Source organism: Treponema pectinovorum (genome assembly GCF_900497595.1).
Classification (GTDB): domain Bacteria; phylum Spirochaetota; class Spirochaetia; order Treponematales; family Treponemataceae; genus Treponema_D; species Treponema_D pectinovorum.
The window spans coordinates 228495-248509 of record NZ_UFQO01000003.1 but is presented as its reverse complement, the minus strand read 5'-3'; the positions used below and the strand labels follow the sequence as shown (position 1 = coordinate 248509).

Genomic DNA, 20015 nt, shown 5'->3' with positions numbered 1-20015 from the left:
ATGACAGTTAATGACATTAAAAATGCCAAGGTAAAAGCTTGGGTTGAAGAATGTGTTAAGATGTGTGAACCTGATAATGTTGTGGTTTGCGATGGTTCAACAGCAGAGTATGACCGCTTGATGAAAAAATGTGTTGATGCAGGTCTTGCAACTCCATTGGCAAAAAAGCCTAACAGTTTCCTTTTCCGCTCTGATCCTTCTGACGTTGCACGCGTAGAAAAGAGAACTTTTATATCTTCTAAAACTCAAGAGGGTGCAGGTCCAACAAATAACTGGATTGATCCAACTGAATTAAAAGCAACTATGAAAGGACTTTACAAAGGTTGTATGCACGGTCGTACAATGTATGTTCTTCCTTTCTGCATGGGACCTCTCGGTTCTCCTATCGCAAAATACGGTGTTGAACTTACAGATTCTGAATACGTTGTTTTGAACATGGATATAATGACTCGCACTGGCGAAAAAACATGGCAATACATTGATGACAACTTTGTTCCTTGTTTGCACTCTGTTGGTAAACCATTAAACAATGGTGCAAAAGACAACGGTGTATGGGCTTGCGCTCCTGTAGAGCAGAAATACATCTCTCACTTCCCAGAAGAACATTTGATTTGGTCTTATGGTTCTGGATACGGCGGAAACGCTCTTCTTGGAAAAAAATGTTTTGCATTGAGAATCGCATCTTTCATCGCAAAAGAAGAAGGCTGGCTTGCTGAACACATGCTTATCTTAAAGCTTACAAACCCTGCAGGCGAAGTAAAATATGTTACAGGTGCTTTCCCATCTGCTTGTGGAAAAACAAACCTTGCAATGCTTATTCCAACAATCCCAGGCTGGAAAGTTGAAACAATCGGTGATGACATCGCTTGGATGAAATTCGGCAAAGACGGAAGACTCTACGCTATCAATCCAGAAGCTGGGTTCTTTGGTGTTGCTCCTGGAACTTCTGAAGTTTCAAACAACAATGCTCTTATTGCTGCCTCAAAAAATACAATCTTTACAAACTGCGCTCTTACAGAAGACGGCGATGTTTGGTGGGAAGGAATTGGCTACCCTGCAAAAGGAAAACTGGTTGACTGGAAAGGCAATGTTCGCGATGCATTCCCTAAAGACAAAGCTCCTAAGGGCGAAGAAATGGCTCATCCAAATGCACGCTTTACAGCACCTGCAAAACAGTGTCCTTGTATCGCTTCTGACTGGGAAAGCCCAGAAGGTGTACCAATTTCTGCAATCCTGTTTGGTGGACGCCGTCCTTCAACAATCCCACTTGTACATCAGAGTCGCAACTGGGCACACGGTGTATTCTTGGGTTCTATCGTAGGTTCAGAAATCACTGCTGCTTCTACAATCAACCCAGACGAAGTTGGTAAAATTCGCCGCGATCCATTTGCAATTCTTCCATTCTGTGGATACAACATGGGCGACTACTTCCAGCACTGGATTAACGTTGGAAACAATCCTTGCACAAATGCAGACAAACTTCCAAAAATCTTCTACGTTAACTGGTTCCGCAAGGACGACAACAACGCAGACCTTCCAGGTGGATTTATGTGGCCAGGATATGGCGACAACAGCCGCGTACTCGCATGGATATTTGACCGCTGCGACGGAAAAGACAACTTTGTTGAAACACCAATCGGTTACATGCCAAAAGAAGGCGCAATCAACACAGACGGTCTTGCAGACTACTACAAAAAGACTCTTCCAGAAATCACAAAAGTTGACAAAGAAGGCTGGTTAAAAGAAGTAAAGGATATTCGCGAAAACCACTATCCAAAATTCGGCAAACACCTTCCAAAAGAACTTTCTGCTTGTTTGGACGATTTGGAATCCCGCTTGAACAAAGCATAGAAGAATCTTTTAGATACAAACTAAAAAATTTTTAGTTTACAATCCCACTGCTTCTCGCGGTGGGATTTTTTTTCGCAGTGATTTTAATTTTATTGACTAGTGCAATCGACGATATGTGGTTTGAGTGTGGGTGATGGGGGAATTAAATCGGCGAATCGAAATAGGAATGTTTTGAGCTTGAGAAAATCAAAATTACAATTCTATAAATCGCTCAATTTTTAAAGAGATTTTTTCGCCAGTGGGAATTTCATTTTCTTGAGTTAAAAGGTCTGCACTTATGACGTTTCCAGAACCGTCATCCAGACGAATTTTATATCGAGTTGCCTGTCCTAAAAATGAAGTAGAAATCAAAATACCAGAAACAACAGGCTTTTGAGTGATTTCCCCTTGTACAAATCTAGAAAACCATTCTGGTCGAACTGCAATTCGTTTTCCTTCTAAATAAAAGAAATTTGCCCTTCCAACCGCTCCAGCCACAAAATCGTTTGCAGGAGTAAAATATACGCTTCGAGGGCTTCCCACTTGAACTAATTTTCCGTGATTTATAACAGCAATCGTGTCGGACATAGAAAGCGCTTCTTCTTGATCGTGGGTAACATAGACAGTTGTTATTCCAAGTCGACTTTGAATTTCCTTTAATTCTTCTCGCAAGGAAGTTCTAAGCCTTGAATCAAGCGAAGAAAGTGGCTCATCCATAAGCAAAAGTCTTGGCTCTAAGACCAACGCCCTGCCCAAAGCAACACGCTGTTGTTGGCCACCGCTCAACTCATGCGGAAATCGTTCCAGTAAATCCGCAATTCCTAAAATTCTTGCAACTTTATGAATTTGTGCAAAGTTGAATTCGCTTTGAAGCGATTTTTTTTCATTGCGTCGTTCTTTTTTTGCCTTTATCTTTAAACCATACAAAAGATTATCCTGAATCGAAAGATGCGGAAAAAGTGCATAGTCTTGAAAAACCATTCCGACTTTTCGCTCTTCTGTAGGAATATTTTTTTGATTTATTCCATCTATAAAAATTGAACCCGTGCACGGCTCTAAAAAACCGCTAATCATGCGCAAAAGGGTCGTTTTTCCGCAACCGCTAGGTCCTAGAAGAGTCGTAAAACTTCCGTTCTTTACCGACAATGAAAAATCAGAAACGGCAGCAATTTTCCCAAAATAAAAAGAGACATTTTTTAAAGTTAAAAGTGCAGATTCATTCATATATATTTGCTTCAAATTTTTGGCTTACCTTTCTGCCAACAAAAAGTATTATAAAAGTTACCAAAGTTAAGACAAGCGCAAGGCTTGCGGATTTTCCCCAGTCGCCCTGCTCTGCAAGATTTAATATTTTTACAGAAGCAAGCGAAGTATTAAAACCGATTAAAAAGATTACAGAGCTGAGCGTTCCAACTCCGCGAACAAAATCATACACAAACGAAGAAAAAAGCCCCCCAACACTCAACGGCAAAATAACACTCGACAAAACTTTAAACCTTCCAGCGCCCAAAGATCTCGACGCTTCATCCAAATTAAAGGAAAGCCGTGCAAAAGTTGAAGAGCAGATTCTATAGCTGAACGGCAAATAACTTACCGTCATAGCGATGACAATCAAAAAAGCACTCCATTCAAAACGAATAAAATTTGAAAAATACGCGAGCGAAAGTCCAAACAATGTTCCAGGAATTGCAGATGGAAGCTGGCAGATGCAGTCAAGTGCAGAGGAAAATGGTAATTTTACTCTGTGCGTAAGATAGGCGGTAAGAGCCGCAATCGAAGTCGAAAGGAGTGCCGCAATAAAAGAAAACAACAGAGAATTTGCAAGACTGGAAGCAAATGAAACCACGGATTTTATGTGCATGAGTGTAAAAGACTTGTCGATTCCCCACAATTTTTGAAAACTTCCTGCAACAACCGATAAAAACTGAGCCAAAATCAAAATAGAAAGGAACGAACAAAAAATCGTTAAGCAAAATCTTGCAAAAGGGGAAACATCGATTTTAGGTTCAAAACCAGCCTTTGCACCAACCGTCGCAAGTTTTTTTTCATTTTTATTAAATAAATAATTTTGTGCTAGAAAGAGAGCAACGGAAGGTAAAAGCAAGACAAGCCCCAAAATAGCACTAACTCCGCTGTTAAGCCAGCCTGTAAGTTGAGTGTAAATCTCAACGGCTAAAACTTTAAATCGCCCTCCAACAATCAAAGGATTTCCAAAATCGCTCAAAACGCTTACGGCTATAAAAAGAAAAGATGATAAAATTCCTGCAAAACTCAAAGGAAAAGTTATAGTCAAAAAAATCTTTAATCTTTTGGCACCAAGACTTCTTGCAGCCTGCTCTAATTTAGGATTTATTCCTTCCAGAGTTTGACGGCAAATAAGATAGGCAATCGGGAAAAAACACAAAACTTGGCTCAACAAAATTCCAAAAAAACCGTAAAGGCTTATATCAAGCCCAAGAACAGTTTTTGTTATAAAGCCTTGCCTTCCAAACAAAAGTATAAAAGAAAGTCCACCAATAAAAGGCGGAGTTACCATGTGAATAAGAGGAATCGCGGCAAAAATTTTTTTTAAAGGCAAATTTCCTCTAACGATTGCATAAGCATAAATATAGCCAAAAAATACAGATAAAAAAGTTGAACAAAGGCATTCAAGCCCTGTATTCTTTAGCACTTGATAAAAACTTGTGCTTGTAAAAACAGTTTTAAAATCTTCCGCTTTGGCAGAAAAAAAAACAAAGAGAACAGGAACAATCACAAACAACAAAAAAAACAGCCACAGCCCGAGCGCTGCAAGTGCAACGCCAATCTTGCTTTTGAATAGTTCCGATTCTCTTTTCAACTGGGTATACCGCTTATTATCTTAATTTAGACCACCGTTCCAAAACTTCTTTTTTTTCTGCGGCAGCTTTTTTACTATCATAATCAATTAAATCAATATCTTCAATTCTGGTACAGCCTTCGATAACTGCAGCTTCAGGATTAACAGGAACAGTAAAATCGATAGATGTCATCAATTCCTGAGCTTCTTTGCCAAGTATAAAATCTACAAATTTTTTTGCAGAATCATAATTTTTCGCTTTCTTTAATATGGAAATGCAATCAACATCACCCGCGGTTTGCATCGGAGAAGCGGTTACAATGTCAAAACCCTGTGCCCTGTATTTTGACAAAGCATGGATGTAAGCGATACCAATCGCATATTCACCAGTTCCAACAAGTTTTGGAGGCGCACTTCCGCTGTCTGGAAACTGTCCCACCAATTTTTCAAGAGTCGAAAGATATTTCCAACCTTCAACTTCGCCCAATCGCTGTAGTTGATTTTGAACAAAAAGGTAAGCAGTTGAAGAGCTCGAAGGATTTGTCATTACAATTTCACCTTTAAAAGCTGGATTAAGCAAATCTTCCCAATTTTTTGGCATAGCGATATTAGGGAATTTCTTTTCAAAACGTTTTTTATTAACGCCAATCCCTAAAGAAAGAACACAAAAACCCGTCCAAGTGCCGTCAGAAGAACGCGAGTATGCAGGAAAATTTTTTGCAATCGATGGAACATAATATCCAAGCGCTCCAGCATTTGCCGCCTGAATATGATAAGAAGACCCTCCGCCCAAAAGCACATCCGCTTTAGGATCGTTTTTTTCAGCTATCACACGATTTACAAGTTCCCCTGTAGTTGCACGCAAATATTGAACTTTTATTCCAGTTTCTTTTGTAAAAAGATTACAAAGTGCTTCGGTTTCTTCGTCGTGAATTATCGAATAAACTTTTAATTCCTTTTTTTTAAGCCCACAACTTGAAAAAAGCCCCCAAAAAATAAAGATGGAAAAAAAAGCTGCTAAAAACTTTTTCATAAAGCCTCCTAAAAATGTTTGCAATGCAAACTCGTAAAACTGACAGCAATATAAAACAATTTGTTTTTTTTAGCAAGGGAAACATAATTTATTGTTACGACCGTCCAACCGCCACTCGCTAAGCGCTCGGTGTCTGTGCAAAGCACAGACACTGCCTTTGGCATGGCTAATGCACGGGTTAGGATTATTTTTCTTAAAAGCCACAATTCTAAAAGCCAAAACTTTGTCATATCAAAGACTAAGAATTTAAATTTTGCTATATTTGGCTCATGCAAAAAAAATCCGTAAAAAATAAGACAATCGATTTTTCTGAGCAAGAAGGCAAAATATATCTTGAGCGATGTTTTTTTCCCGATGCCTCAACTCAATTTTCACTTTCAGAATTGCAAGATAAAACAATCTGCGCAGATTCCTTTGAAATTTTGCAACGTCTACCGCATTCAATATTTCCTTTAATAATTGCAGACCCACCTTACAACCTTTCAAAACAATACGCTTCTTCAAAATTTTTAATCCAGAACAACGCCGAATACAAAAGTTACACAAAAGATTGGCTTTCCAAAACCATTCCTCTATTAACAGAAAATGGGTCAATGTATATTTGCACAGACTGGAAAAGTTCTATCATTTTGGGGCAAGTATTGTGCGAATATGAAGAAGAAGGAAAAATTATTTTGCGCAATAGAATAACCTGGGAACGCGAAAAAGGGCGCGGCGCAAATTCAAACTGGAAAAATTGTCTGGAAGACATTTGGTTTTTTACAAAAGGCAAAAACTACACATTCAACACGGAAGCGGTAAAGGTCAGAAAAAAAGTTATCGCTCCATATAAAAAAGACGGAAAGCCAAAAGACTGGACGCAAACAGAACAAGGAAATTTTCGAGATACTTTTCCTTCGAATTTTTGGAACGATATAACAATTCCATTTTGGTCAATGCCAGAGAATACCGCTCATCCAACACAAAAAAGCGAAAAATTACTAGCAAAACTTATTTTATGCTCTTCAAACGCAGGCGATTTAGTTTTTGATCCATTTGGAGGCTCAGGCTCTACAGCAGTTACAGCAAAAAAATTAGGCAGACACTGGTGCTCAATCGAAAGGGAAAAACTTTTCTGCGCTTGGGCACAATATCGGCTTGAAAAAGCCGAATCTAACAAAACTATACAGGGTTTTGAAGATGGAATTTTTCATCAGAGAAACGAGTAATTTTTCAAACCTCAATTTACTGTAAATATAGAAGCAAATCTGACATAGCTTTTAACCAAGGAGATGAAAAATGTTAAATCATCAGGGAACAAAAAAGTTAGAAACGCAAAGGCTCATACTCAGGCAGTTCAAAATAGACGATTATGTAAAAATGTATGAAAACTGGGCATGCGAGGACTCAGTAACAAAATTCCTCACCTGGCCAACTCATGCAAATCAGGATGTTACAAAATCTGTGCTTTGTGATTGGATTCCTAAGTATGCAAATAAAGATTTTTATAACTGGGCAATCGAATTAAAAGAAGAAAACGCCCTTGTAGGAAATATTTCAGTTGTCGAACTCCGTGAAGAAACTATGTCTAGTGTTATTGGATACTGCATAGGAAGCAAATGGTGGGGAAGAAAAATAATGCCAGAAGCATGCAAGGCTGTTTTGAAATATCTATTTGAAGAAGTGGGATTCAATAGAATTGCGTCAAGCCATGATAAAAACAATCCCAAATCTGGAAGAGTCATGCAAAAAATTGGAATGAGTTACGAAGGAACTCTTAGAAGTGCCGCTTTTTGCAATCAGGGGATAGTCGATGAAGTTTGGTATTCGATATTAAAAAGCGAATGGGATTCAAAATAATGATTCTTGAACTTACACATGAGTGCAAGCAACATTCGTATTGAATATGCACCAATATAAACTATTCAATATGAATAATGCATTGAACTGTAAATAGTTTTATATAAGTGCACAAAAAAACTACCATTCCACTTTGCAACTTATAGGGAAGTGATCCGAATATCCGCTTGCGGATTTTATGGCATATCTTTTTGGTTTTCCTCCGTCTGTTGCCCAAGAGCCTTTGTTTTCAACTTTAAAATCTAAAATATTTACGCCTCTACCTGCAAAAAAATGGTCTATCCGCTCCCATCTTTCTCTAAAAAAATAACTTCCTGGCATTACAAGCTTTTTATCGTAAAACCAAGGCGAATACACTTTTGCAGATTTTTCTTTACCAAGTGCGATATTAAAAGAGTTTTTGTCGCAATGGATTTTTGAAAACTCATTTATATCCTGATTAAAATCGCCACAGGCAAGAGCTCTTTCGCCATTGTTTTCTGCAAGTAAAAAATTTTCTGCAAGAAGTGTTTCTTGATATTCCCGCCAAATCTTACTTTCCTGTTCTCCACCGCTCTTACTCTTCCAATGATTTACCATCAATAAAATATCTTTTCCGCCTTTTTCCACATAGACTTTTAAAAGAGGTCGCAATGCTGGTTGTTTTTTTACTTCGCTTCTTATATCAATAGAATGCACTGTAGGATTTTTCAATGGCAGCCGGCTCAAAACGGCAAGACCTATCGCAGCCCCATCTTCTTTTGCAAAGCAAGCATAATTGTAATTTTTTGAAGAATTAAAAGAAGAACAAAAGCTATTAAAGATGTCGTTTAACTGTTCTTTTTTTTCAAGTTCCTGAATTACGACAACATCTGCATTCACAGTTTTTATAACTTCGACAAGATTTTTAAGGCGTTTTTCGTACTTTTCCTGAGTCCAGTGCGATGAAGTTCCGCGAAATTGAGAATATTCATTGCCATCGAAATTTGCGTCAAAAAAAGTTTCTGCATTCCAGTTGAGAATTTTTAAAGTTGATTTTTTTTCTTTAACCGATTTTGAATTTTGCCGGACTTGATGAAAATTAAAATCCTTGCAAGACGCAACGGAAGAAAATTGAATTGCAAATAAAAAAGCAAAAAGATATACAGAATTTTTCTTCATAAAAACCTCTGCACATCAATTTGCTTCGATAATCGTTTTTTGACAAAAAATTTAAAAAATTATTTGATTTTTACAAAAAAACTAGACATTAAATTTAAAGAATATAACGTCGCCATCCTGAACAACGTATTCTTTTCCTTCCTGCCTGTATTTTCCTGCGGATTTTATTTCGGCTTCGCTTTTGTATTTTCGTAAATCTTCTATAGAATAGACTTCTGCTTTGATAAAGCCTTTTTCAAAATCTGTGTGAATAACACCAGCAGCTTGCGGTGCCTTATCACCATTGTGAATCGTCCAGGCTCTGCATTCATCGGTTCCAGCGGTAAAGAATGTGCGTAAGCCCATAAGGTGATAAGCGGCTCGTGCCAAAACAGAAAGTCCAGACTCTTTTAAACCGACGCTGTCCATAAATTCTTTGCGGTCTTCTGGCAAGTCAATGTCTACAAGGTCGCTTTCAAATTTTCCACAGATTACAACAACTTCGCTCTTTTCCTGTTCTGCAAGTTTTTTAACCTGTTCAACATATTTGTTTGTTCCAGAAGCGATGGAATCTTCATCGATGTTGCAGACTATGAGTTGAGGTTTTATCGTAAGCAGATGAAGGTCGTAAATTCCTTCTTTTTCTTCATCTGTAAGTTCTACCTGGCGAGCGCAGCGACCTTCCTGCAACAAAGGGAGTATCTTATCGACAGCGCTTCTGTAGCCTGCAAACTTTTTTTCTTCGGCTTTTCCCAAAGAGCGAATCTGCCTTATAACTTTGTCTTCCCGTTTTGCGATTGTATCTATATCCGCTTGGCAAAGTTCATAGTTTATCGTGAGGATGTCGTTTTCCGGGTCTATAGGAGCATCGCTTTTTGCGTCTTCGCGCACATGCTGAATATCTGGATTGTCAAAACAGCGCACAACATGGGCGATTACAGAAGTTTCCCTTATGTTTGCAAGGAATTTGTTTCCTAAACCTTCTCCGTTGGAAGCTCCTTTTATAAGACCTGCAATATCAACAAAATCTACAGTTGCAGGAATTTTCTTTTTAGGCTCAAAGATTCCAGCCATAAAATCGAGCCTTTCATCTGGAAGTTCAACAACTCCGTGATTCGGTTCTATTGTACAAAACGGATAATTTGCCGCTTCCGCAGGCGCTCTTGTAAGTGCAGAAAAAATTGTCGATTTTCCTACATTTGGAAGTCCAACTATACCACAAGTTAATTTCATCTGAATTTCCTCAAAAAAAGATATGCGATTTTATCCTTATTCGGCAAAATGCTCAACATAAAAGCTTTTTTATAACAAGGCAAGCTTTAAGATTCTAAAAGGACTTTACCGTTGCTTAATTTATTTACACTTAATACAAAAAGTAATATCCTTGAGCAAAAATAAAATAAGGATGCGATTTAAATTGCACCTTTGGAGGAAAAATGGCATTTGCATTAAATCTTTATCCAATAATTTACATGGCAAAATACAATCCGCAAACTAAAAACTGGGACGAACAGTGGCTGGAAAGCGACAAAATTCCACACGACGAACTGATGGCAATGAGCGAAGATGAACGCAAAGTGATTTTAGACAAACGCAATCAGATGGGAACACCTTCCGTTTCTTATACCTCACAATACGCATACAGCTGTTTTGAAGGAATGAAGGGATTCCCGACAAAAGACGGCGGAGTTGCGATTTTTAGACCAGAAGAAAATGCAAAACGATTTTACAATTCCATGAAGGGAATGTATTGTCCACCTTTTCCTGTAGAAATGTATGTAAAAGCCTCTGTAGAATTTGTAAAGAAAAATGCTGAATTGGGCTATGTTCCAAAATACAATCCAGAATGGGAAAAAACAGATTTTGCAAACGCAGAATCAATATATATCCGCCCATTTATGAACTCTGAAGGAGCAATAGGCGTTGGCTGTGCACAGCAACCTTGCGTAATAATCTGTGCAACCACAGTATCTGCATATTTTAAAGCAGGTTTAGACGGAGCAGTAATAACAGAAAGGATAAGAGCCACTCCTCACGGAACAGGCTACATAAAATGCGCTTCCAACTATGTAATTTCTGCACTGGCAAAAAAAGAAGCAGAAGAAAAAGGCTTTGTTGAATGCGTATATTTGGATGCTGTACACCGCAAGTATTTTCAGGAAGGGTCAAGCTGCAACATATTCTTTGTTTTAAAAGACAAGACGATAGTTACTCCAGAACTTTCGGACACGATATTGCCAGGAATAACAAGAAAGTCTGTAATCGTACTGGCAAAAGAAAAAGGCTACAAGGTTGAAGAAAGACAAATTTCTGTAAAAGAAGTGCAAAAGAAAGCGATAGAATGCTTTGTAACAGGAACAGCCGCAGGAATAAGCCCAATGTCATCTATAACAGATTTAAAAGGCAAAAAGACAGACTTTGGCAGTGGCTTTGGACCTGTAGCAAAAGAATTGCAGCATGAACTAAAAGGCCGCCAATACGGAGCAATCGCAGATCCAAACAACTGGAACACCGTTGTAATACAAGGAAACAACTAGCGCCAGTTAACTTTGTTATTTTTTGTACACTCGTGTACAACTAAACTTGCGTTAGGGATTGGAAGAATTGCGAAGCGGTGTTACAACACTGCGAGCAAAATGCAAAACGCACGCTATTTTAGTGCGTTTTGCAGTCGAAGCCTAAAAGGCGCAGTTATGGAAAGCCCGATGGCACAACGCAAGTTGTGCCAAACGCCCAAAAATAAATCTTATATTCAATGAAAAATAACTTGCTTTTTCGAGCATTAGTTGATAGATTCCCCTGACAAATTATGTTTTTTACGATATATGCGATATAATCTAGACGAGTCGGACGCAAAATTATTTTGGTAAGTTTGTCGAAACTCTTGCTTTTATTTTAGGAGAAAATTATGAAAAGGCTTTTTAATGCATTTTTAATCCTTTTTACAGTGAGCTTGATTGGTTGTGCAGATTTTTTAGAAGAAAAGGTTGTAAACAAAACACCAGAATCCGCTGGAAATGTGGTTATAAGTTTGGGCTCCAATGCCAGAACAGTTTCGCCAGAGGTTCCTTCAGAAGTGGACTTAACCCAAATAGAGTGGAATGTATATTTTTCACCAGGAACAGCAAGTGGCTGGGGTACACTTGTGAAAAAGGGTAAAATAAATGGGCTTACTTCCCAAGCTTTTTCTGCACAAATGGGTGTGTATAAAATAACAGTGGAAGGAAGTTTTACTACAACTTCAACCGAAACTTTTAATTATTACGGCGAAGCAACGAATGTGGTTGTAGGTCAAAATCCTGTTAATGTAAACATTGCAGTTGGCTTAAAAAAGGCAGGTAACGATGCCGATAATACAAAATTATCCTGGAAAATGAAAGTTGCAAAGGGTGGAGTTCCAAATGACACAACTGTTTATTTTTATGCAGGAAGAATTATAGAAGATTCAAACGGAAACATCGAATATCGATACATAAACAACGATAAGGGAACTCCAATAAATTATTCTCATAAATTTACTTCTACAGATACAGAGCCAGTAAATATCAAGAGCGGCTCAGAAAAACAGTTGTATTTAAACAAAATCCCGGCTGGCTACCACAGATTATTCTTTAAATATTCTTATGATGCAGCAGCAACGGCAGACAAATACATCCTGATGGATTTAGGCGACAATTTGGTAGAAATTGCAGACGGAAAAACAACTACTTTTGAAAGAACTGTAACAATGCCAAGTAGCACAACTCGCACACGAACCTATTATGTTTCTGATAAAGGTAGCGAAAATAATTCTGGACTTTTTAAATCTTATCCTACAACTTTCAATAAAGTTGCACAAAATATTCTAAATGATACAACGTTTGAGACATTCGAAATACAACTAGACTCAACAAGAAACTCCAGCACAACACAAGTTTGTGCAATCGATATTTCTGCTTTAAACAATTTAGTGAGCAAATTAAAAGATAAAAATTATGAAATTACGCTCGATGTTGACGGAACTCTTTTTGAAAATGAAGATGGTACATTAGAATTTGATTACAACGGAAACAACAAACTAGGTTTTTCTTTTACAGCATCAGACTCTTCTAATACAAAACTTTCTATAAAAGCTCTTGATTTTAGCAAGATAGAAAATCTTACATTTAGCGAAAAAGCAAAGCTTATATTAAAAGATGCTAGCGGAAAAACAGTCAACAGCTCAGGAAATGAGTTGCCTGTAAAAGTTAGCGTTGATGATTTTTCTTTCTACAATAAAGATAATCCTTTCTTAAAATACAGCGTAAATAAAGATTCAATTGGAGATGTTTATTTTGTATATGAATTAGAAAACGCCGAAATAAATTACACAGAAAAACAGGATTTCATAAAAGAGGCAACTCCTGAAAATCCGAACGATGAAACCTTTGTACGCAGTTATATCGGAACTGTTTCTGTTAAGCCAACTACCGCCAGCCGCACAATGCTTTGGAGCAAAGAGAATGACTCATCTAATTACCCAATGACAAAAGCATACTTAACAAATGATGTTACAAACAAAGGCAATTCTTTCCTTGGAGAAAGTAAAGCGATTGAAGCATGGTGTTTTGATAACGATGGAGTTTTTTACTATGTAGAAAAAGATTTTTCTAATCCAACTTTTGAATATGTGCTTTATAAAAAAGCGGCAAATGAAGATAACTCTACAAAGATTTGCAAACTTGGAAATTCTGCTTTGCTTCTTGCTGCAAGCGATTCTACAATTTACATACTTGATTCACAGAAAAATCTTTACAGTTATGATAAAAATGTAGAAAATCCTGTAGGGAATGTAATAGGAAAGTTTGCTCGAATTTTCCAAAATTATGATATTACAGCAATTTACGCACAAGGCGAAACAATATATGCTGCAGCTAAATTTACAAGTTTATCGATAGTCAAAATATACGAATTAAAGCAATATGTTCTTGTAAACATTACACCTTCTTTACAAGACTATAAGACTTATATATATGAAAAGAGCAATATTGATGCCTCTCCTGCAACAATTTTTGGAACAAACAAACCTAATTCACCTAACTACAAAATTACAGATTTGCAGGTAGTTGACCAAAATCTTTATGCTTTAATCTGTGATACCTTTGCAAAAGCAACCACAGAAGAACAGTGGGGTAAAGTATACAGCCGTGGCGCATTAATAAAAATAAAAAATTCTATTCTTAAAACTGTGGGACTTTACGATTCAAGTGAATTTACAGGGTACTCTTTAAAGGTTACACAACAAGAAAATTCTGCAACCCTTGCTTCTACATTTACAGGCCCAAGGCGCTTTATTGCACGTAAACCAGACGAACTTGTAATTGCGGACGACGGAACAATTAGAAAAACTGGCAATGTTTATCCAGATTATAACAGAGTTATAACTGTAGACTTGCTTAATGAAATGAGTTTTAAGAATGTAACCCAAACGGATGTGAGGTTTTCAACGCTTATACAAGAAGGCGATGCTGCAGATTGTGCTTATTTTGAATAAGAAAATTGCGGCAAGGATTGGAAGGACTGGCGTAAGCCAGTTCTGAAGCGAGCATAGCGAGCGGAAGAATGAGCCGCGCAAGACGGCGAATCCTGGAAAGCCTGATTTTTGCGGAACGCAAGTGGAGCAAAAAGCCGCCAATCAAAAAAACAGATAAAATCAAAACTGCATGAATTTTGGCTTTTTAAAGGGGAGTAAGATGAAAAAAATATTAGCGTTATTCGTTGCAGGCTTAATTTTTGCAAGCTCAGTATCGGCAAAAACTGCAATCGTGTATTTTAGTGCAACAGGAACCACACAAAAGATTGCAAAATCGCTTGCACAGGTGCTCGACGCAGATATTTTTGAAATTCAGCCTGTTCACAAATACACAACGGAAGATTTAAATTGGAACAACAAAAAATCTTTAACCACGATTGAATGCAACGACCCAAAAAGCAGACCCGCGATTGCAAATAAAATCGATATTTCCTCTTATGACACTGTAATTTTGTGCTATCCAATATGGTGGGCTTATGCTCCAAAAATCGTTTATACCTTTGTGGAAAGCCAAAATTGGAACGGCAAAAATCTTGTAACATTTTGCACGAGTGGCGGGAGCGGGCTTGGAAGAAGTGGAACAGATTTAGCAAAATTTGCAAAAGGTGCAAATTTTAAAGGCGGCAAGGATTTTAGCCGAGCTTCTGCGGAAGAGATGAAAAACTTTCTGGAAAAACTTTTAAAGTAAGATCTGTAAGAAAGTTTTTAAAATTCATCAGTAAAAATTTTATTGCGATAGCAAAATTTAAAGTGTTTTGTTATCGCATTTTTTTGTAATGATATGGAAAAAGAAGTTTCGATATTATTTTATTGAAAAAAAATCTATAAGCAGAGTCTAAAAAGTTCTTCGGGCTTGGTTTTAAGGATTGTTTTTGCAAGCGAATTTCTAAGCGTTTGCGCTTGGGCTAAATCCTGTTCTGTTATAGGAAGATTTTCATTCTTTTTTTGATGTAAGTATCTGGAAAAAGAAAAAAAATCGTCTGGGATTACGTTTTGTTTAACTGCAAGTTTATAAAGTTTGCCGTTAAAGCCCAATTCAAAATAATATTTTCCGCCACCTGGTCCTAAAGGCGCTTCTTTATTGGCGCAATAGTCTAAATCGAGGTTTAAGCGTCCGTTTTCTTTTACTTGCATAACGAGGTTTGCACCGTCGATTATTCCCTTGCCGTTTATTCCAATTCCTGAATAAAAGGAGCAGGTTTTGCGGTGTGGAATTTCACCTGCAATTTCGCTAAAAATCCACACCATCATTTTGTAAACAAGTGCGACACCACCAGGAAATTCACCACCATGATATTCCCTTAAATCTTCGTAAGTAAAAGTAAGGAGTTCATCGTTGTCGTAAATTTTGATGATGTCGCCGTTCATTTTATTTTATAAAAAGTTTGTTTACATCAAATTTATTATCAATCATTCCAGAAGCATACATAAAGTCAGCAGTTTTTTGCCAGCCTTCTACATCTGCCTGAGTAAGTTCTGTTGAAAAATCGTAAGCAGCAGACATATCTTTTACGGCTTGTTCTGTAAGTCCAAGATATTTTGCGGTTGTTGCAAAGGCTGCGTCCTTATTTTTTGCAATATAGTCAGCAATTTTTTTCTGTGCAGAAGCCACTTTCTTTATTACATCAGGATTTTCCTTGTAGAATTTTTGTGTTGTTGCAACTGCGATGATTGCTGCAATGTATCCGTCGCCATCTGTAATTTTGTGATAGCCTTGTGCGCCTGCATTGTATGCCGCTGCTCCAGCAAGGAGTGCTACATCAATACTGCCACCGTCCAAAGCGGCTTTTGCAGCAGGAATTCCCATGCTAACATAGTTGACATCTGTAATTTTCATTCCAGCAGAAGCAAGATATGCTGTTAAAAGTTCGTGAAGGTTTGTTCCGGCAGGACCTGCAATCTTTTTTCCCCTTAAAGATTCTGGAGAAGTGAGAGAAGCGTCTTTAGAATACAAGCAGAATGCTTTTGGAGCGCGGCTATACATGTTGAGGATTTTGATGTCTGCACCGTTTGCAGCAGAAAGTATTACAGATGAACCGCCAACTGCATACAAAACCTGAACATCGCCAGAAGCAAGTGCCTGTGTCTGTTCTGCGCCAGAAGTGATTTCCGCATATTCTACTGGCGTTCCTTTAAATTCGTTTGCAAAAATCTTCTGATCTTTTTCAACGATTGAAGGAATGTTGAGTGGTGAAGTTACATAAGTAAATGTAAGCTTCTTTAATTTTTTTGCCCTAGCAAAAACTACTGATGATGTTGCCAGTAAAACTGCTGCTGACAACACGATGATAAGTTTTTTCATAAAAACTCCCTATAAAAAGCCACTGAGAAAATTTCAATTTTCGATTTGGCTTTTTACGCGCATTCGCAATGTAATGAGAATGTGCATTTGATAAAAAAGTTTGCAACGCAAACTTATATGCCGAATTTTAAGTTTTAAAAATATAAACGAATAATTCTATGCTTTCCTCGAGACCGCATCTGCTTTTTCGCATGTGAAATCTCGCCTTTGGCACAATTTTATTCTTTTTTAAAACTAGTCATTCAGTTACATACTAAAAAATCCAGTTGCTCCATAATCTGTCGCTTTAAATTTAAGAAATACTCATCCATGAGATTTCTATTTTCTTTTTCAAAATCAATATCAAATTCGTGCTTTATCCTGCCCTTTTCGATTATCGCAATTTTATCTGCCAAAGTTATCGCTTCGTCTATGCTGTGCGTTACGAACAAAAGGCTCTTATTTTCTTTTTTTTCTATAGAAATCAACTCCTTTTGCATTTGACTACGCGTAAAATAATCCAAGGCGGCAAACGGCTCGTCGAGCATTATAAAATCGGCCTTATACGCGAGTGCCCTTGCGATTGCGACCCGCTGCTGCATTCCGCCAGAAAGTTGAAACGGATACGCCTTTATAAAATCCTTGAGTCCAACCATTTCTATCAATCTTAAAACTTCTTCTTTGTTGTACTCCGCTTTTTTTAAACCGAATTTTGTGTTGCCCAGAACATTGAGCCACGGCATCAATCTTGGCTCTTGAAAAACAAAGGTCGTCTTTAAGTTTTTTTGGAAATCTATTTCGCCAGAATCCGCAGTTTCAAGTCCGCCAACAAGCCGCAAAAGCGTTGTTTTTCCGCAGCCACTTTTACCGAGCAATACGGTTATCTTGTTTTCTGGAATTTGCAAATTTATATCGTTTAGAACATCAATTTTTTTTGAATCGACAGTAAATGATTTTTTTATGTGCTTTAAATTAATCCCAGCCATTTTCTGCCTTTCCTTTTAAAACGTTATTCAAAACAATTCCAAAAATTTTATCTGTAAGATAGCCAACAAGCCCAATCACGACGATTCCAACTATTACGCGGTCTGTTCTTGACATCGTTTGCGAAAACAAAATCATGTGTCCAAGCCCAGTAGAAGCTGCAACCATTTCTGCGCCGATTATCGCCCTCCACGCGTATCCAAGCCCGACTCTCATTCCCACCAGAATGTCGGAAATCGCATTTGGAAGAATGATTTTTGAAAAACACTCCATTCGCGAATATCCAAAGGACTTTCCAACTTCTATCAATTTTTTATCGCACCCGGTAAATCCTTTTACGATGTTCATATACATAGGAAAAAACGAAGCGAGGATGATTATTATCGTTTTTGTAGTTTCTCCAATTCCACACCACAAAATAAGTAGCGGAATCATGCTGATTGGTGGAACATTTTTAAAGAACTGAATTAAGTATTCAAAAAAATGCTTGGAAAACGGAATTACTGAACTTATCATCCCCAAAACAAAGGCGATAAGAAAAGCCAGCGAAAATCCTCTAGCCACACGCGAAAGGCTTATTCCAATATCAACAAAAATATCGCCAGATTTTACCATTGCAACAAAACTGTTAAAGCATTTTGCAGGCGAAGGAAGAATATAAGCGCTTATAAAGCCCAGTTTGCAGATTACATACCATACGAGCACAACAGAAAAAATAGTGAGGATTGCAGGAATAAACTTTAACGAGTCAAGTTTTAGTTTTTTCATAAAACTCCATCCCCATTATTGCAGCCGTTTTTGCAGTAGAGCATTTCAATCAAGTTGTAGTCGGCTACTTTTTCACTTTTAAAAAAATCTTTTAACGCTGCACTTCCAGTTATGCTTTTTGTTTTTACTTTAAGCGGCGAAAAAAATCCTGGTGGAATTGGGCTTTCGCTAAGGATTGTTTTTTGCAAATTGCATTCAATTTTTTTTACAAAATCATTCCAGGTAACAAAAACCGTGTTTTGCAATTTTAAAGAGTTGCCGAATTCTGCCAAAGAAGAACATGGGGTTGTTATAAATATATTTCCTTTATCTGCATAATTTTGAGCGATTTCTCTAGCACAGTGAATCAAAATTGGCTCGATAGAAGGATATTCAACATTTGAGTTTGAAAAAGAATTTTTTATGAATTCAACCGCAAAAGGACATCTCATATCTATAACAGTCTTCTTGGAAGAAGAAACCCTTTGTTTGTATTTTTCAATAACTTCTTGTATCCAGTTGTTTTTGCATTCGACAATAACAAAACCCTTAGCCGAGATAAAGTTATTCAATTCCTGCTCATCATACATATTTTTAGAAACAGGATTTATAAATACAAAATTCATACCGTTATTATACGCTAACAAAGAGTAGTAAAAACTAATTACATAGTCAATTATTTCGATAATAAAATTCTTTTAGCAAAAAATGAAAAATTAAACCGCTTACTTCTCTATCTTCAAAAAAATATAAAATTATAAATGGCATAATAAATCTTTTTAATTTATGTTTATAATTTAATAATTGCTTTATTGTGTTAAAATTCACCCTAAATACCAAAAAGCAGGAGAATAGATGAACACAAAAAAACTTCGGATGCTGCTCGACATCCTTATGATAGTTTTTTCGATAATTCTTATGGGCGGAACTTTGCTTTTTGAAAATGAAAAAATTCATCAGCATTTGGGAATGTTGATGTTTGTATTTTGGGTATGCCATGCTATTTTAAACCGTAAATGGTTCAGTTCAATATTTCGTCCAAATTATTTTCCTTACAGAATAATGCAACTGGTAGTAAATCTTGGAATTTTTATAAGTGCAGTTTTTCTTATGCTTAGTGGAATTATGCTCGCAAGTTTTTTACCAATAAATTTTGGCTTAGGCTTTGCAAGGACTTCGCATTTGCTAAGTTCCCACTGGTATTATTTTTTTATGAGTTTGCATTTGGGGCTTCATATCCAAATGATTTTTAACAGCATACAAACAAGCAAAAACAAGAAATCTCTTACTATGCAAACAACAAAAAACGCGCCGTCAAAAGCAAAATCCGCCATCCGCTACACAGTTTTGTTCTTGGTTTGCGCTTATGGTGCATATTCGTTTTACAATTTGGGAATTGCAAAATACATGTTCTATGTACAGCAATTTTTCTTTTTAGATATAGAGCGTGGCTATTTCTTCTTTTTTGCCGACTATATTTCAATGCTCGTTTTAATTGCAACACTTTCGCATTTTCTCGGGAAATTCCTGCTAAAAATGCAAAATAAAAAATCTAAAAAAATCCGAAAAAAGGATAATTTAGATTCATAAAAGATTTTTGGGCACATCTGTTCAGAACGCAAAGCGTCCAGAACAGACCGGGCTTTGCAGGGCTGCGCCTTTCGGCTACGACCAAGCACAAAGTGCTTGTTTTCGCTTTGCTCACCCTCCCAATCCCTTGTGCGCATGGAGGCGCACTTACAAAAAAATGTCGGCATTTTCATAACAACACATCTTTATAAAAAAAAACTCAAATATCTCTATATCAAAAAAC

17 protein-coding genes are annotated in these 20015 nt (G+C 37.1%); 7 read left to right on the top strand and 10 right to left on the bottom strand.

All coding sequences use genetic code 11. The features are described 5' to 3' along the window. Positions 1–1851, top strand: coding sequence for a phosphoenolpyruvate carboxykinase (GTP) (locus FXX65_RS05755; protein ID WP_147615469.1), 1851 nt, complete (start codon positions 1–3; stop codon positions 1849–1851). A gap of 192 nt (positions 1852–2043) precedes the next feature. On the opposite strand, the gene FXX65_RS05750 is transcribed toward FXX65_RS05755, so the two are convergent. The 3 genes from FXX65_RS05750 to FXX65_RS05740 are packed head-to-tail and all read right to left on the bottom strand — an operon-like array spanning position 2044 to position 5681. Then, positions 2044–3054 carry an ABC transporter ATP-binding protein gene (locus FXX65_RS05750; protein ID WP_147615468.1) on the bottom strand — a complete coding sequence of 337 codons (1011 nt, stop codon included), beginning with the start codon at positions 3052–3054 and terminating at the stop codon, positions 2044–2046. After that, the gene (locus FXX65_RS05745; RefSeq protein WP_147615467.1) at positions 3047–4669 is read right to left on the bottom strand and encodes an ABC transporter permease; all 1623 of its coding nucleotides are present in this window, start codon (positions 4667–4669) and stop codon (positions 3047–3049) included. Before FXX65_RS05745 ends, FXX65_RS05750 begins: the two co-directional genes overlap by 8 nt. 16 nt (positions 4670–4685) lie before the next feature. After that, complete coding sequence (locus FXX65_RS05740; RefSeq protein WP_147615466.1) at positions 4686–5681, bottom strand: ABC transporter substrate-binding protein; 996 nt, start codon at positions 5679–5681, stop codon at positions 4686–4688. A 269-nt stretch (positions 5682–5950) separates the two neighbouring features. On the opposite strand from FXX65_RS05740, the gene FXX65_RS05735 reads away from it, so the two are divergent. Both FXX65_RS05735 and FXX65_RS05730 read left to right on the top strand, forming a co-directional pair. Next, complete coding sequence (locus tag FXX65_RS05735; RefSeq protein ID WP_147615465.1) at positions 5951–6889, top strand: DNA-methyltransferase; 939 nt, start codon at positions 5951–5953, stop codon at positions 6887–6889. Between the two features lie 70 nt (positions 6890–6959). Beyond that, positions 6960–7520, top strand: a complete 561-nt coding sequence (locus FXX65_RS05730; RefSeq protein ID WP_147615464.1) for a GNAT family N-acetyltransferase — start codon at positions 6960–6962, stop codon at positions 7518–7520. A 120-nt stretch (positions 7521–7640) separates the two neighbouring features. Here the strand turns inward: FXX65_RS05730 and FXX65_RS05725 are convergent, their stop codons facing one another. Beyond that, positions 7641–8660, bottom strand: coding sequence for an endonuclease/exonuclease/phosphatase family protein (locus FXX65_RS05725; RefSeq protein ID WP_147615463.1), 1020 nt, complete (start codon positions 8658–8660; stop codon positions 7641–7643). Between the two features lie 81 nt (positions 8661–8741). Continuing rightward, entirely contained in the window at positions 8742–9872 is a 1131-nt protein-coding gene (ychF, locus tag FXX65_RS05720; protein WP_147615462.1) for a redox-regulated ATPase YchF, read from the bottom strand. Positions 9873–10075: 203 nt separating this feature from the next. Here ychF and FXX65_RS05715 point away from each other — a divergent pair, with 203 nt between their 5' ends. From FXX65_RS05715 to FXX65_RS05705, 3 genes are all read left to right on the top strand, one after another. Then, a complete protein-coding gene (locus FXX65_RS05715; RefSeq protein WP_147615461.1) occupies positions 10076–11176 on the top strand; it encodes an aminotransferase class IV in 1101 nt (366 codons plus the stop codon). A gap of 371 nt (positions 11177–11547) precedes the next feature. Continuing rightward, positions 11548–14151, top strand: a complete 2604-nt coding sequence (locus tag FXX65_RS05710; protein ID WP_147615460.1) for a hypothetical protein — start codon at positions 11548–11550, stop codon at positions 14149–14151. 199 nt (positions 14152–14350) lie between these two features. Beyond that, on the top strand, positions 14351–14878 hold the full coding sequence (locus tag FXX65_RS05705; RefSeq protein ID WP_147615459.1) for a flavodoxin: 528 nt from the start codon (positions 14351–14353) through the stop codon (positions 14876–14878). A gap of 134 nt (positions 14879–15012) precedes the next feature. Here FXX65_RS05705 and FXX65_RS05700 read toward each other — a convergent pair whose 3' ends face one another. From FXX65_RS05700 to FXX65_RS05680, 5 genes are all read right to left on the bottom strand, one after another. Continuing rightward, positions 15013–15558, bottom strand: coding sequence for a hypothetical protein (locus FXX65_RS05700; protein WP_147615458.1), 546 nt, complete (start codon positions 15556–15558; stop codon positions 15013–15015). 1 nt (position 15559) lies between these two features. Further along, complete coding sequence (locus FXX65_RS05695; RefSeq protein ID WP_147615457.1) at positions 15560–16492, bottom strand: ABC transporter substrate-binding protein; 933 nt, start codon at positions 16490–16492, stop codon at positions 15560–15562. Between the two features lie 242 nt (positions 16493–16734). Then, a complete protein-coding gene (locus FXX65_RS05690; protein ID WP_147613062.1) occupies positions 16735–17457 on the bottom strand; it encodes an ABC transporter ATP-binding protein in 723 nt (240 codons plus the stop codon). Further along, on the bottom strand, positions 17444–18223 hold the full coding sequence (locus tag FXX65_RS05685; protein WP_147615456.1) for an ABC transporter permease: 780 nt from the start codon (positions 18221–18223) through the stop codon (positions 17444–17446). The genes FXX65_RS05690 and FXX65_RS05685 overlap by 14 nt, the downstream gene beginning before the upstream one ends. Continuing rightward, positions 18220–18828 carry a hypothetical protein gene (locus FXX65_RS05680; protein WP_147615455.1) on the bottom strand — a complete coding sequence of 203 codons (609 nt, stop codon included), beginning with the start codon at positions 18826–18828 and terminating at the stop codon, positions 18220–18222. Before FXX65_RS05680 ends, FXX65_RS05685 begins: the two co-directional genes overlap by 4 nt. Before the next feature lie 229 nt (positions 18829–19057). On the opposite strand from FXX65_RS05680, the gene FXX65_RS05675 reads away from it, so the two are divergent. Then, a complete protein-coding gene (locus FXX65_RS05675; protein ID WP_147615454.1) occupies positions 19058–19792 on the top strand; it encodes a DUF4405 domain-containing protein in 735 nt (244 codons plus the stop codon). Positions 19793–20015 lie beyond the last annotated feature (223 nt).